Below are 14,509 nucleotides of genomic sequence, written 5' to 3'. Positions count from 1 at the left end.
TTTTTTATAACACAGGCTATTAAAACCGGTAAGTGCTTTATTCTTTATATACTACTCATTCCTTAGATTATCAGAGATATTTGAACGGGATGCTTTTACAATATGAATGCATATCGTACAGGCTGCGACAATAAGTAAGACAGCTGCCGATAGTACAAATTGCCACACACTAAGAGATATTTTATAAGCGAAGCCTTGCAACCAAGCATTTGTCGCCCACCAACCAAGCGGGATCGCAATCAATACAGCTAAAGCAACTAGACGTAAAAAATCTTTACCAAGTAACATTCCTAAATCGCTTAAGTCTGCTCCCAGAATCTTACGGATACTGATTTCTTTTGTCCTACGTCCAATTAAAAATGCAGTTAGCGCGAATAACCCAATAATGGCCATTGCAATGGCTGTAAATCCAAAGAAGGTGACGATGCGTTTTAAGCGCAGATGACTCGCAAATAGTTGTTGAAAATTTTCATCTAAAAAAGAGTGACGAATTCCTAAACCAGGTTCAATACCTTTCCATAGTTTCTCAATACCTGCAACCGTTTTGTGCGTGTCACCGCCAGAAAGTTTAACCAAAATCGCACCTCCTGATTGAAAAACACAAGCATCATTACCTATCGTGAAGACAGTCGGTTGTATTTCCCGCTCAAAGCCCAGCACATTAAAGTTTTTCACAATTCCTACCACCTCGATTGGAACACTATCACAGTCAGGGTAACTAATATATGCTCCTCCAGCATGTTTAAGACCTAATTTTTGAGCTGCGGCCTCATTGATAATAGCCGATCTTGTATGCTGGTCAGCATGATTGTCATTGAATGACCTGCCGTCAACTAAATCAATGTTGAGCGTTTTAAAATAATCCTGATTTACTTTGACCGACCCCAGGCGATAGGAAGCCCCTGCATGTTTAAAATTCATTGTCGATGTATCCGATAAAACATCACCAGGAACCTTGGTTGTTTTCGCCACAGACTGTACACCCGGTATACGAAGCAGTTCATTTTTAACCTGGTCAAAGTTTTCGTCTCTGTTTTTCTGTATGAATGCTTGCACACGTAGCACCTGTTCACTCGAGAACCCTTTGTCTGACTGCTGCATGTAAGTCAATTGCCGATTAACAACTACAATGCTGATAATGAAGAAGGTCGCCACAACAAATTGAACCACAATTAATCCGTTTCGTAAAGCAAGTCCTTGTTTTCCGGTTGAGTAATCACCTTTAAGAACTTTTGTGGTGTTATAGCGCGAGAGGAAAACGGCCGGATAAAGTCCGGAAAGCAAGGTGACAGTAACAAGGGAACCGGCAATCTGAGCAATTAATGACCACGAAGATGCTATACCAAATAAATTTAAAGAGACTCCGAATTCCTGATTAAAATAAGGTATGGCTACGCTTAAAAGTAGGAAGGATAAGAATAATGCGATGGTACATTGCAGGGCAATTTCCACCATAAATTGCCAAAATAAATTAGCACGGCTAGAGCCAAGAACTTTTTTGATCCCCACCTCTTTAGCGCGTCTCAAAGAAGATGCAATCGAAAGGTTACTAAAATTAATTGCTCCGGTAAAGAGAAGCAGTATAGCTAAAACCAATAAGATTGAAATCGTGCCAATATTGCTAGTTCCGTGTTTAGGGAAATTATGGATATCATGAACGGCATCGACAAAAAGACTTGTGTGATTGGCAGATTTGATATACTGATCATATGTCTTGCCTGTTTCTTTCATAAGTCTTTCCGTATAATAAATACGGTCTATTGCTGTCTCCAAATCATTTCCAGCTAGGATATTTTTGGTTTTAACATACGTATGGAAGGACCAATTTCCCCAATGATAGTTTTGTTTTTCAAATGGTGAACGGTATACGATTTCAATATTCAGATGAGTCGGCCCTTCTGGATTTTCCATAATTGCAGTCACCTCGAAATCAAATGAATTGAATGTTTTAATAGTCTTTCCTATTGGGTTTTCATTTCCGAAAAGTTTATTAGCCATCGATTCACTAATGACCATGGCATTTGGTTTTTGTAGAGGATTTAATGCATCTCCTGCTACAATCTTATATGGAAAGACTGAGAAAAAGAGTGAGTCTGCAGATATGGTACCACTTTGTGAAAATGTTTTTTCTCCTACAGAAAGAGGTACTTCAAAAGTAGCATCTGTTGAAATTTTAGTGCTAGATTCGATTTGAGAACCATTTTCAAGCAATAAAGTCGCTAAAGGTGCCTGTGTATTGGGAGAAATATCATTCTCGGCGTCACGAAGCGATACTTTATATACTTTTTCAAGTTCCGCATCCCAACGGTCATAATTAAGTTCATAGTTGAGGTATAATAAGATCATCAAGAAACTAGTTAGACCTACAGTGAGTCCAAGAATGTTAATAGCCGAGTACCCTTTGATTTTCCAAAGGCTACGAAAGGTTAGTTTTAAATAGTTCTTTATCATCTTACTTTACGTTACTGCAACTGTTACACTTTTACTTACAATCCTAATTCCGTTTTTTAGGGTTGCTATTATTTCAATTATTTATTAAAGTGCTCAATTATAATGTTGCTGTTTCCATAATTACTTGTCCATCTAACATACGGATCACACGATCTGAAAATTTAGCATCATGCTCACTATGTGTTACCATGACGATCGTTGTTCCAGCTTCATTCAACTCTGTTAATAATTGCATCACTTCGTTACCATTATTGGAATCTAAGTTACCTGTAGGCTCATCGGCAAGAATTAGTTTTGGATTATTGACCACAGCGCGGGCCACTGCAACACGCTGTTGCTGACCTCCAGACAATTGTTGTGGGAAATGATTGCGTCGGTGCATAATCTGTACTTTCTCCAGCACCTCTTCAACACGACGTTTACGCTCTGCTGCAGGAACATTGGTATAAACAAGTGGTAATTCCACGTTTTCGAATACCGTCAGTTCATCGATCAGGTTAAAACTCTGAAAGACAAAACCAATATTATGCTTACGTAAATCCGAACGGCCACGTTCTTTGAATTTAGCGACTTCGATTTCATTAAATAAGTAGCTACCTTCATCCAAATCATCCAGAAGCCCGATAATATTGAGCAGCGTTGACTTACCACATCCAGAAGGTCCCATGACGGCAACAAATTCACCCTCCTTAACATGGATATTCAAATTGTTGAGTGCTACGGTTTCCACTTCTTCTGTACGATAGTACTTTTGAAGATTACTGATTTTGATCATATTTTTTGTGCTCATATCTTTATGTATTGTTTGTAATTGTTCTATTTTATTATTGATCTCTTAATGAGTTTGTAGGGTTAGATAATGCCGCCTTTAAAGCTTGGCCTGAAATCGTTATGATGGCGATAACAAGTGCAAGTGCTCCACTGAGTAAAAATACTAGCCAGGAGATATCAATGCGATAACCATAATTACCTAACCATTGATTCATCATGTACCACGCGATCGGAAAAGCAATTAGGCAAGATAGAAAGATGAGTATAATGAATTCACGATTGAGCATATTGATCAGTCGCGTAACAGATGCTCCCAATACTTTTCGAATACCAATTTCTTTTGATCGCTGTGCTGTTGCAAAAGCTGACAGTCCAAATAGACCTAGGCAAGAGATGATAATAGAAAGGATGGAAAACACTGAGGCTAATTTTTGAATAAACAGTTCAGATTGAAATGTATTATTAAAAGAATCATCTAAAAACCGATATTCAAAAGGATAAGAGGGATTATATTTTTTAATAATTTTTTCAATTTGCCGAATAACGACCGGAAAATCAACACCATTTTTAGTTTTAATATTTAAGATTCCATTAGATGCAGAAAAAGGAATAAAAATAAGTGGCATTGGCGATGAATAGACACTGTTATAAAGAAAGTTTTTAACAACACCCGCTATTCGAAAGGATTCTGTTCCATAGGTAATCGTACTTCCTGCAACCATTCCATCTTTTTTGATCATTTTTGCGAGAGTCTCATTTACGATAATAGATGTACTATCTCCTAAAAAGTGTGGATTAAAGTTACGTCCATCTATCATTTTCATGTCCATGCTTGGAATAAAACCATCATCAGTTCGCAACATACTAATTAGAATACTGGATTTGGGATCTTTCCCTTCCCATTCAAACCCACTTGAATTGCTGCCGATATTTAAAATACTCATGTCGCTAATGCCTACATGTTCAATACTTCCTGTAGCCTTTAACTGATCTTTAATTAAATCAATATGTTGCGATAAATCCCCTTGGAGATTTGTGGTAATGACTTGACTGCGATTGTAACCTAAATCTCGACCTTTAGCATAGTTTATCTGTTGATAAATGATAATCGTACTTATTATAAGAACAATTGATGCGGTATATTGCAAAACTACCAATCCTTTTCGAATGAAAATTGACGCACCAGCTTTCTGCCTGTGTCCTTTTAAAGTCGAAATAGGATTGAATGACGAAAGATAAAATGCAGGGTAGCTTCCTGCAAATATGCCACATGACAATACGATAGTGAGTAGAAATAATAAATGGTTTGTACTGAATAGATTTACCTCGAGTTTTTGATTGATAATACTATTAAATGGTCCAATTGAGATGTAAACAAACACAATCGCCAATAATGCGGAAAGAAAGGCGAAGATCAAAGATTCTCCCAAAAACTGAGCAATTAAAGAATTTTTTGTTGCTCCAACCACTTTACGCATACCAACCTCTTTAGCTCTTTTTTCCGATCTGGCTGTAGCCAGGTTCATGAAATTAATGCAAGCAATTAGTAATACGATGCAGGCGACAAGACTAAATAACTTGACATTTTTAATCCCACCTTCTTTCTCGTTCCCATTTTGATCGAATGCATTGTAAAGGCGCCAGCGGTTCATCGGATAAAGGAAGTTCTTAGAAAATGTAACTTGGCCGTTTGTTTTATTTTTAACAAAGTCTAATAACTTAGCATTAATCTGATTAACATCAGCATTTTTCTCCAGTTGGATCAAGGTCATGATTCCATTATTACCCCATTCTTTTAACCATTCTTGTCCGGTCTCAAATTTTTTGAAAGGAATCATCCAATTAAATTTCAAACTGCTATTATTCGGAAAATCCTGGACAATACCAGAAACAATATACGATTCATTGTTACCGATATGAACAGACTTTCCAAGTGCGGGTTCATCCCCAAATAATAGCTTTGCACCATCCAAACTAAGAATAATATTATTAGGCTCTTTAAGTGCTTCAGAACGATTACCTTGTAGGAAATTTATTGATAATAAATCGAGAATTTCGGGTTCGGCATGATAACCATTTAGATAGAGATTATTCTCCCCATTTGAAAACAATAGGGAATTATTCGAGCCAACTCTTACTGCATGTTTTATACCTGGAATTTCTTTTTCAATAGCTTGGCTTAAGGTGCCTGGAGTTGATTCGAATACGAAAGTAGCACCATCATAAGTCTGTTTGGATTTAACAACATAGATGTCATCTATTTTCGTAAAGTTCTTATTATAGTTTATCTCATTTTCTACCCATAGAAAAATTAAAGCTGCTGCGGCAATGCCAATAGCGAGCCCAAAAATATTAAGAAAGCTGTAGCTTTTGGTTTTCCAAAGGTTACGAAAGGTGGCTTTTATAAAATTTTTAATCATGTCTTTAATGTATTAGAATGAGGTGTTAAACTATTGAAAAACACCTCAGAAATTTTCTCTTTACTTTTTTGGAGGATTAGCGCGAGCATCCTATCATAAGTTTTATTAGCGTTTAATATTTAACTCCTGTACTTTATCATAAGTTTCATAGCTGGATACAATTACTTTATCACCAGGCTGTAGACCTTTAATGACCTCATAATATTCAGGATTCTGTCTTCCCAGTTGAATATCCACACGGTAAGCAGTATTTCCATTTTTATCCAGTTTAAAGATCCAATTACCACCGGTCTGCTGATAAAATCCTCCTTTTGCAAGTAATACTGCTTTGGTCTCGTCACTCAAAGCCAATCTGATCTGTAAAGTCTGCCCTCTGCGTATACCCTTAGGAACTTCATTGATAAATTCCATATCGACCTGAAACCGTCCATTTGTTACTTGTGTATATACTTTTTTGATTCTTAACTTATATGCTTTATCACCAATCGTGAATTCACCTTGAAGATCCGGAAAAATTCGATTGATATAATGCTCGTCAATATCCGCACGAACCTTAAATCCCGTAAGTACGTCGATCTGTCCAAGACGTTCACCTGCATTTTTATTTTGTCCAATCTCAGCGTCAAATGATGTTAATTGACCATCTACAGGAGAACGAACGATCAAATCGCCGATTTTTCTCTTCATCAATTCAAGAGCACTTTGTGTACGTTGATATGTTTCTTTATCCTGATGCGCTTTTTGATTGGTCGAAACCTCATCCTGTTTTAGGATTTGTTTTGTTAAGTTAACCCGTTCTTTTTGGTAGTTATATTCATTTTTTGATTTTTCAAATTCTTGTGATCCAATCGCTTTTTCATTCAATAATTTTTTATTTAATTGATATACACGTTCAGCCTCTTTATAAGCCTGTTCTACATCTGCCATCTGGTTACGATTATTGATCGAAACCTGTTGTGCATTGGTTTGGGCAATCTGTGATTGTGTCAAGAGGTTTAAAACCTGTGTTTCCTGTTGAATAAGATTAAGTTCCTGATCCGTATTGGACAACCGCATGATTGGATCTCCCTTTTTTAAGGTCGCACCATCTTCTACATATTTTTCTTCCACACGGCCTCCAACGGAAGCATCTAAATAAATACTGCTAATAGGAAGAACAGATCCATTGATTGGAATGAATTCCTGAAAATTGTCTTTTTTAATCTCAACGATGGAAATACGATCTGCTTCTACATTCAATTTGCTGTTACCGCTTGTAAAATAAAAGCTTGCGGCTATAAGGCCGACCAAACCTGTAATTCCGACTAAGGTTAATATGCGTTTGTTATTCCACTTCTTCTTTTCTAAAGGTCTGTCCATAATACGTTTCAATTTTGTTATTATCTATGAAAGATGTGCCATAAATGTAATGCATTGATATTCATTTAATTATTGTGTTTTAGCTATTTGTTTAGTGTTCGTAATCGAACACTTATTGTTCGGCTGCGTACAACTTGATCACAAAGCCGTTTTTTATGGTGAACAATGAGTGTATTCTTGAAGTGTTCGAAAGCGAACACCTGCATGTACGAAGATGAACATATATCATTATTGGTTATTGTTATTTAGTTGATAATTAGTGATTTGTTTGTTTGGCATGGCCTGTGGTTAAAGATTTGGAAAATATGAAATATGAAACGAATCTTTATATACAGTTTGTGTTTTCTTTATAGCTTGACTTTTGTGCGTGCACAAGTTCAACAGCGCTCGTTGAATGAATGCATACAGTTGGCTATAAAAGCAAATCCGGCTTTAATGCAGAACGAACTAGATGTAAGAAGGGCGGATATTAATTTGAAACAGGCAAAAGCGAATCGATTGCCAGATGTCAATGCAGGTTTAAATCACGGTTTTAGTACGGGGCGTTATTTGGATAAAACAATCAATCAATATACGACAACAAACAATTCTTCGGGAGGAGCTTCTTTAGGAGTAACTGTTCCTGTATTTAACGGATTTAGAATTTTGCACGACATACGTATGAAAGCTGATGCAAAAACTGCCAGCAAGTTGGAATTCGATTCGCAGATCAATACGCTTAAACTGGATGTGATCGAATCGTTTATTCAGATTTTGACTGCTCAGGATGTCTTGAAACAGTCCGAATTGCAAACAGAGGTGACCAGGGAACAGGTTCGTAGGGCAGAAGTACTTCATAAAGAAGGTGCAATTGCACCGGGGGATTATTTTGATCTGAAAGGACAATTGGCGAATGATATCAATGCAATTGAAAATAATAAACAGATTTTGTATCTCAATAGAGTGAGGTTATCTACTTTATTGAATGTAGATGAAACAAGTTTGGGCGAGTTGAAAGCGATCGAATTTAAACAGGATGCTGAAATTAAAACTGCAGCGCAATTGTTTGATGCTGCAAGTGAGAATTTGCCAATTATACCAGCACTGGATTGGCGGATCAAGGCTGCTGAACGCAATATTAAAGTGGTGAAATCAAATTATTGGCCATCCTTGTCTTTCAGTGCAGGTTTATCTACAAATTATTCAAACGGTGCTGATTTTGGTTATTTTAAGCAATTCAACAATAATTTAGGGAAGTCAATTGGACTCAATTTAAACATTCCGATCTTCAATCATCTCGCTGTATATAATCAAGTGAAATTAGCTAAATTAGATTTGGAATCTGCCAAATTTCAAAAAGATGTTAGTCTCAATGAATTACGTACCGAGACGGCTAAGGCTGTTTTTAATTTGAAAAATGTCAGTAATAACATCGTTCAATTGCAAGAACAGCAACAAAGTTATTCGGAATCATTTCGTATTGCACAGGTACATTTTGAGGCAGGAAATAGCAATTCCGTACTTTTCTTAACAGCAAAGAATAAATTGGACAGTAGTCAGATTCAGTTGCTTGTGAAGCAATATGAATGGTTGCTTCAAAAATATATCAATGATTATTATGCAGGCTCGTTGAATTTATAGTTATCTTAGTATCTGAATAAATGCATGCATGAGTATTCTTTTAGAATAATGAACAATAAATTACTCATGATAACCTCATTGCCAGTGCAGAACAAATTATTTTAATGAAAAAGTCAGCAGTTTTAGTCGTCGATGATGACCATGATTTATTAACAGCAGCACGCATATTACTCAAGCCCAAAGTGAGCCATGTGCAAGTAGAATCTAATCCAGAAAATCTCATGGGACATCTGGATAAGATGTCGTACGATCTGGTTTTACTGGATATGAATTTTAAAAGTACAATCAATACGGGTAATGAAGGATTGTTCTGGTTGTCACGGATAAAAGAAAAATATCCAAATATTCGGGTTATCATGATTACAGCGTATGGAGCTGTTGACCTAGCCGTGAAATCGCTCAAACAGGGAGCTTCAGATTTCGTGGTAAAACCATGGATTAACGAACATCTATTGGCTACAATAGAAAGTGCGCTGACAGAAAATAAAAATCAAGACAAAAAAGTTAAAAATTCGCTTTTAACGTTGGACGGTGTTCCCGATTTAATCGGGCAGTCGGTCGTAATGGATGAGTTGCAATATAAGTTAGAGAAGATTGCTCCGACAGATGCAAACATATTGATTTTAGGAGAAAATGGTACAGGAAAGGATCTGATCGCACAGGCCATTCAGAAACGTTCACTTCGTGCCAATGATGTCTATGTGAAAGTTGACGTAGGCTCTTTAACGGAAAGTTTGTTTGAAAGCGAATTGTTTGGATATAAAAAGGGAGCTTTTACGGATGCACGGGAAGATCGTCAAGGTCGGTTTGAAACAGCCAATGGAGGGACTTTGTTTTTAGATGAAATTGGAAATATCTCGCTGCAGCAACAGTCTAAATTATTGACCGTCCTTCAAAATCGTTATGTGACGCCATTAGGATCACATCAGATGATTCCTGTCGATATCCGCCTCATAACAGCTACAAATGCTGGCTTGAAAGTACTTGCGGATGAAAATAGGTTCCGAAAAGATCTGATTTACCGGATCAATACTGTAGAAATACAGGTTCCACCTTTACGACATAGGGGACATGACATTCAACTTCTCGCAGAACATTTTTTAAACGTTTATGCTAAGAAATATAATAAACGGATTGACGGATTTGAAGCAGATGCCATAAAAAAACTCTTTTCTTATCATTTTCCGGGTAATGTACGAGAATTACAATACAGCATTGAACGCGCGGTGATTATGGCCGACCAAGCGAGTATTAGCGGTAACGATATCTTTTTTTCCCCAATTGAGCAACAGCCCGAAGAAAGTTCATTTGACACGAGCATTGCTGGTACAAATTTGGAAGAATTAGAAAGAAAAGCGATTAAAGCGGCGATAGACCGATTTAATGGAAATATAAGTAAAGCAGCAAAGGAGTTGGGACTGACACGGGCAGCCTTATACAGAAGATTGGAAAAATATGATATCTAAAGAATGAAAGGTAATCGATTCTTTAATCTAGTTAAATTACTGATTTTGTTGGCAGGATGTGTGATCGATGCCTTTCTGGTGTTTAAGGGTTTTTATACCTATGCTGTTTTGATTTTTATTCTGCTTGCCTGCTTAGCTTACAGCATCTATCAGCAAATCCACTTTTTATCGCAGCAAGTGGTCGAGTTTTCCGAGGCGGTGAAATACCATGATTTTACACGTAGATTCGTTGTTAAAAATGCGAAATCAACGGAAGGTAGACTTTTTACCTCTTTTAATCAGATTAACGACACCTATAAGGAGATCAGCATGGATAAGGAGATCCAGCATCAATATCTCGACAGGGTTATTAATATGCTAAATTCGGCTATTATATTCTATCAATTGGACAACGGAAAAGTGATGTGGGTAAATGATGCTTTTAAGCAATTGTTTCATATGCCGCATCTAGGAAATATTTCTGCCCTGAAGAAAAAACACGAAGAATTGTACGAAAAGACCATGCGTTTGGATGTTGGACAGCAACAAATGGAATCTGTACAGTCAAAAAAAGGAAAGATAAAGTTGCTTATTCAGAGTTCCAGCTTTGAAACACAAGACGCAGTCTTTCGGATTGTCGTCTATCAAAACATCAATGAAGCGATGGATGAGACCGAAACGAAAGCCTGGCAAAAGCTTTTAAGGGTGTTGACGCATGAAATCATGAATTCAATTGCTCCGATCAGTTCGCTAGCAGAGACTTTAAACGGAAGGCTAAATCATTTCAGAGGACAGGAAGATATAGAGGATTTAAAAGTAGGAATTTCGACCATCCAGCGCAGAAGTCAGGGACTTTTGCATTTCGCTAAAAGCTACAGGATGATCAATAAGGTCGACGAGCCTTTGCTGGTTCCCATTTCTGCGGCACAGCTTTTTGAACATATTTACCAATTATTGGAACCGACAATTCTTCAAAAGAATGTGGATGTAGATATTATTCTGAAGAATACGCGCTTGGTTCTTCACGCTGATGTTAATCTGATTGAACAGGTTATCATCAATTTGATGTTAAATGCTATTGACGCAGTTAAATTAAATGACAATCCATATATCAGTCTTTCTGCCATAGAAGCCGACGGTAAGATACAGGTAAGGATTGAAGATAATGGAATTGGTATACCCAGTGATTTGCAAGAACAAATTTTTACACCATTTTTTACAACAAAGAAGACCGGTACAGGTGTTGGCTTGACATTGAGCAAGCAGATCATGCTGTTGCACAAAGGGACGATTTTTGTTAATAGTGAAGAAGGAAAAGGAAGTGTTTTTATTTTACAGTTTTAAGTTATTTCTTGCTATTGACTCATTTTATCGCTAACAGTTCTCCGCTGGTTAGTCCTATGTTTCTGTGTTTTATCATCAACCATTCACGAATGTTCCATGTGAAATATTTCCTGTTTTATATCTTTTTAGAGAAACGAAGGTAGATCATGTTGTTTCTTAATAGGAAATATGTGTAGGCCTTATTATTATTTTCTAAAGGATTTATAGAGCTTTTCTAGAGGTTTGATAGAGGGTTCATAGAGGTAAAGCTCTATAAACCCTCTATTAATACTAAGTAAAATTAGTATAAACGCTAAAGAAATGTCCAATATGCTATACAGGTGATCCAAATATGTATAACTCTATGTAAATTTGTTCTCGAAATGCAGTTTTATCTAAAATATTTACGCCATTACTTAATCTCTCATAGTCGTCATGGGACTCATTCACCTTTTGTATATAAATTGGTTGATGAAGTTCTTTATCGAAAACCTACTGTTGAACAGTTGGATGCTGTACCATTATTTTATAAGAGAGCAGGGAAGAGGGCTATTAAAAAATATTTATTTCTAGAACGTTTTTTTGGGACATTTGCCTTTAAAACCTTTAAAATAAGAGGTAAATTGGTCCAGCAGGATCTTTTAGAATTGTTTGGGCAAATTAGAAGAGATGACTTCCCTAGAGTTATTTATTATATTGATACCGATGAGGATTATCTATCTGTATTGGATGATGTTGATGAACATGCTATTTTAATCATTGAAGAGCCACATGCTTCTAAAAACCATGAAAAATACTGGAACCTACTAAAACAAGCTGAAAAGGTAGTTGTGACTATTGATCTTTTCCATTTAGGATTGGTTTTTTTTAAAAAAGGTCAAAGAAAAGAAGATTTTGTCATTCGTTTTTAAAAGAAGGGGTATTTATGAAATTGATCATCTCTTATTAGGAAAAGATGATCAATTAATTATTGGTATTTTATTTTAAAATGCTTCGCTAAGAGAAAGGTAGAATCCCGATTGTCTTTTTTCTCCAGGCCTCTGTTCACCGTAAGCGTAATCAATTCGAATATTACTATTATGTTCTAAGCTGAAAAAATAACGAAATCCTCCTCCATACGATGGAATAAATCGAGCATTATACTCTTTTGAAAAGACAGATCCCACACCTGTAAAGGCTGCTGCTGCAAATCTGGGATGAAAGCGGTAACGTAATTCCGCTTGCGATGCCAGGTAGTTCTTATCTTTATACCGACCGATATAATAACCCCGCATCATCATGTCTCCGCCTAAATCTCTATAGGCGTAATATGGAATGGTTTTGCCAAAGGTAGATCTATAAATAGCCTGAGCAGCCAATGTTAGTTTGGGATGAATAGGAAAAAATGCACGCAGATCAGCGTCAAAATTGCCACCTTCAAAATCTTCTTTTGTCCATAGTTTTGGAGCATAAGCTAGTTTAGCTCTTGCGTAATATCCTTGAGTCGTGTAAGATACATTGTTTCTGCTGTCAAATAGCTGTGAAATACCCAGCAGTAACTGCTGTCCACCATTTTTTCCTAGTAACGATGCGTCGTCAAAGATACCGTCTATTTCCTTGTCCTTAAATTGTACATAGTCATATTGTATATTGACACCAGCATAATATTTGGACGCAATTCTTTTTTCTACTTCTAATTTGACACGGAAAAGTTTCTGACTGATAAGATCTTCGTCAGCTTTTTTTGTATCCATACCTATACCATAGTAATTCGAGGGCCAATTGCGGTACCGGATCTCTGAAATAATATGATAATCATTATTATCTGTCCAAATATCAGCCTGTAGTTTAATATTTGATTGTTTTTTAGTTGTATAGGTACCCATTAATAAAATGTTTGATGACCTAATACTTGAATCTTTTTTGTTAAAATAGAAATTGTAATTGCTGGCGATGCCATATTCAGCACCTGTTTCTTGCGCATAACCCAAAGCCGGCAATACCATGAATACGCCAGATCTTGTTGAGTCCTTTGAGGTCGAAAAAACTTTTTTTGTAACTTTTTCTATTATATTTTGAGCTTTTACAATATGTGTATCGGTGATGAAAACAATGAATAGTATTGAAACTAGTATTTTGATCACTTTACGCTGATCTCGATTTTGCATGGCCAAACTTAGATAAATTTGTTTTATTTACAATTTTAATTGCGTCATATAGATAACAAATTTATCGATTAACATTTATTTTTTAGGCTTTATGTTTGCTGTTCTGTTCTTGATCCCGAGCTGTCAAGGATAATAATCTAGTAGATGAAATACCGAATTTTGCACCAGCGTTATTAATTGTCTTATTTCGCTTGAAATTTATTTATCTGCGTATCAGTAGTGTTGTGAAAAAGTAGCGTTTTTTTTAAAAAAATATTTTTGTAATGTGGGTTTAGTGTATATCTTTGCATCAGCAAACAAGGAAATAGCGATGCTAACACAGAAAGTTTGATAGTTCTTTTAAGAGTGAAAAAAAATAAAAAAAAGCTTGCAAGTGTCAAAATTAAAATAGATATTTGCACTCGCTAAACAAAAGAAATTGCGTTTGGAGATTAAAAAAGCTTTTAAATAAAGATGCCTCTTTAGCTCAGCTGGTAGAGCAACTGACTTGTAATCAGTAGGTCATTGGTTCGATTCCGATAAGAGGCTCAAACATAACTTTAGAGTTATGGGGGGGTTCCAGAGCGGTCAAATGGGACGGACTGTAAATCCGTTACTTCGGTTTCGAAGGTTCGAATCCTTCTCCCCCCACACTAAGCAGTTAGCGTACTGTTGGTGACGAAAGTCTAAGAAAAACGCAAAAAAAGCGAAAGTAGCTCAGTTGGTAGAGCGATAGCCTTCCAAGCTATAGGTCGCGAGTTCGAACCTCGTCTTTCGCTCAAATTTTTAAGTCTTGATTTTTAGTCTCTGTCTTCTTTGATAATATTATATCTAAAGGTGGGGGCATTAATCTGTAGATAGGATTTTCGAAAAGCCGAAGTAGCTCAGGGGTAGAGCACTTCCTTGGTAAGGAAGAGGTCGTGGGTTCAAATCCCATCTTTGGCTCGTACAACATTGTATAACAAGTATAGAAATATTTATAATTACTAATTCG

At 36.4% G+C, this 14,509-nt stretch carries 9 protein-coding genes and 4 tRNA genes; 8 read left to right on the top strand and 5 right to left on the bottom strand.

The annotated features are described in order from the left end of the window. Positions 1-51: 51 nt before the first annotated feature. The 4 genes from HCX49_RS22480 to HCX49_RS22465 all read right to left on the bottom strand — a co-directional run bounded on the left by HCX49_RS22480 (position 52) and on the right by HCX49_RS22465 (position 7,001). Positions 52-2,451: an ABC transporter permease gene (locus HCX49_RS22480; RefSeq protein ID WP_168128207.1), complete on the bottom strand. Its 2,400-nt coding sequence runs from the start codon at positions 2,449-2,451 to the stop codon at positions 52-54. 97 nt (positions 2,452-2,548) lie between these two features. Then, complete coding sequence (locus tag HCX49_RS22475) at positions 2,549-3,226, bottom strand: ABC transporter ATP-binding protein (protein ID WP_132773513.1); 678 nt, start codon at positions 3,224-3,226, stop codon at positions 2,549-2,551. A gap of 49 nt (positions 3,227-3,275) precedes the next feature. After that, entirely contained in the window at positions 3,276-5,642 is a 2,367-nt protein-coding gene (locus HCX49_RS22470) for an ABC transporter permease (RefSeq protein ID WP_168128206.1), read from the bottom strand. 105 nt (positions 5,643-5,747) lie between these two features. Then, entirely contained in the window at positions 5,748-7,001 is a 1,254-nt protein-coding gene (locus HCX49_RS22465) for an efflux RND transporter periplasmic adaptor subunit (RefSeq protein WP_168128205.1), read from the bottom strand. 312 nt (positions 7,002-7,313) lie between these two features. Here HCX49_RS22465 and HCX49_RS22460 point away from each other — a divergent pair, with 312 nt between their 5' ends. From HCX49_RS22460 to HCX49_RS25625, 4 genes are all read left to right on the top strand, one after another. After that, entirely contained in the window at positions 7,314-8,621 is a 1,308-nt protein-coding gene (locus HCX49_RS22460; protein ID WP_168128204.1) for a TolC family protein, read from the top strand. Between the two features lie 104 nt (positions 8,622-8,725). Continuing rightward, on the top strand, positions 8,726-10,087 hold the full coding sequence (locus HCX49_RS22455; protein ID WP_132773497.1) for a sigma-54-dependent transcriptional regulator: 1,362 nt from the start codon (positions 8,726-8,728) through the stop codon (positions 10,085-10,087). Between the two features lie 3 nt (positions 10,088-10,090). Further along, positions 10,091-11,410, top strand: a complete 1,320-nt coding sequence (locus HCX49_RS22450; protein ID WP_021191053.1) for a sensor histidine kinase — start codon at positions 10,091-10,093, stop codon at positions 11,408-11,410. A gap of 362 nt (positions 11,411-11,772) precedes the next feature. After that, positions 11,773-12,300 (top strand): hypothetical protein, encoded by a 528-nt coding sequence (locus HCX49_RS25625; RefSeq protein WP_031288932.1) that lies wholly within the window; start codon positions 11,773-11,775, stop codon positions 12,298-12,300. A gap of 72 nt (positions 12,301-12,372) precedes the next feature. Here the strand turns inward: HCX49_RS25625 and HCX49_RS22440 are convergent, their stop codons facing one another. Beyond that, entirely contained in the window at positions 12,373-13,536 is a 1,164-nt protein-coding gene (locus tag HCX49_RS22440) for a BamA/TamA family outer membrane protein (RefSeq protein WP_132773499.1), read from the bottom strand. Positions 13,537-13,991: 455 nt separating this feature from the next. Between HCX49_RS22440 and HCX49_RS22435 the strand changes: the two genes are divergently transcribed. The 4 genes from HCX49_RS22435 to HCX49_RS22420 all read left to right on the top strand — a co-directional run bounded on the left by HCX49_RS22435 (position 13,992) and on the right by HCX49_RS22420 (position 14,460). Next, positions 13,992-14,064, top strand: a tRNA-Thr gene (locus tag HCX49_RS22435). Positions 14,065-14,085: 21 nt separating this feature from the next. Then, positions 14,086-14,166 (top strand) — tRNA-Tyr (locus HCX49_RS22430). Between the two features lie 55 nt (positions 14,167-14,221). After that, positions 14,222-14,294: transfer RNA gene (locus HCX49_RS22425), tRNA-Gly, on the top strand. A 94-nt stretch (positions 14,295-14,388) separates the two neighbouring features. Continuing rightward, a tRNA-Thr gene (locus tag HCX49_RS22420) sits at positions 14,389-14,460 on the top strand. Positions 14,461-14,509 lie beyond the last annotated feature (49 nt).

Origin of the sequence: Sphingobacterium sp. B16(2022), from assembly GCF_012030425.1 — a bacterium.
Taxonomy (GTDB): Bacteria; Bacteroidota; Bacteroidia; order Sphingobacteriales; family Sphingobacteriaceae; genus Sphingobacterium; species Sphingobacterium anhuiense.
The sequence above is the reverse complement of the archived record's forward strand: the minus strand, read 5'-3'. Positions and strand labels throughout refer to the sequence as shown.

Coding starts and splice junctions, on each gene's coding strand:
- HCX49_RS22475 (WP_132773513.1), bottom strand. CDS start 3,226: ATGATCAAAATCAGTAATCTTCAAAAGTACTATCGTACAGAAGAAGTG.
- HCX49_RS22440 (WP_132773499.1), bottom strand. CDS start 13,536: ATGCAAAATCGAGATCAGCGTAAAGTGATCAAAATACTAGTTTCAATA.
- HCX49_RS22465 (WP_168128205.1), bottom strand. CDS start 7,001: ATGGACAGACCTTTAGAAAAGAAGAAGTGGAATAACAAACGCATATTA.
- HCX49_RS22470 (WP_168128206.1), bottom strand. CDS start 5,642: ATGATTAAAAATTTTATAAAAGCCACCTTTCGTAACCTTTGGAAAACC.
- HCX49_RS22455 (WP_132773497.1), top strand. CDS start 8,726: ATGAAAAAGTCAGCAGTTTTAGTCGTCGATGATGACCATGATTTATTA.
- HCX49_RS22480 (WP_168128207.1), bottom strand. CDS start 2,451: ATGATAAAGAACTATTTAAAACTAACCTTTCGTAGCCTTTGGAAAATC.
- HCX49_RS22450 (WP_021191053.1), top strand. CDS start 10,091: ATGAAAGGTAATCGATTCTTTAATCTAGTTAAATTACTGATTTTGTTG.
- HCX49_RS25625 (WP_031288932.1), top strand. CDS start 11,773: ATGCAGTTTTATCTAAAATATTTACGCCATTACTTAATCTCTCATAGT.
- HCX49_RS22460 (WP_168128204.1), top strand. CDS start 7,314: ATGAAACGAATCTTTATATACAGTTTGTGTTTTCTTTATAGCTTGACT.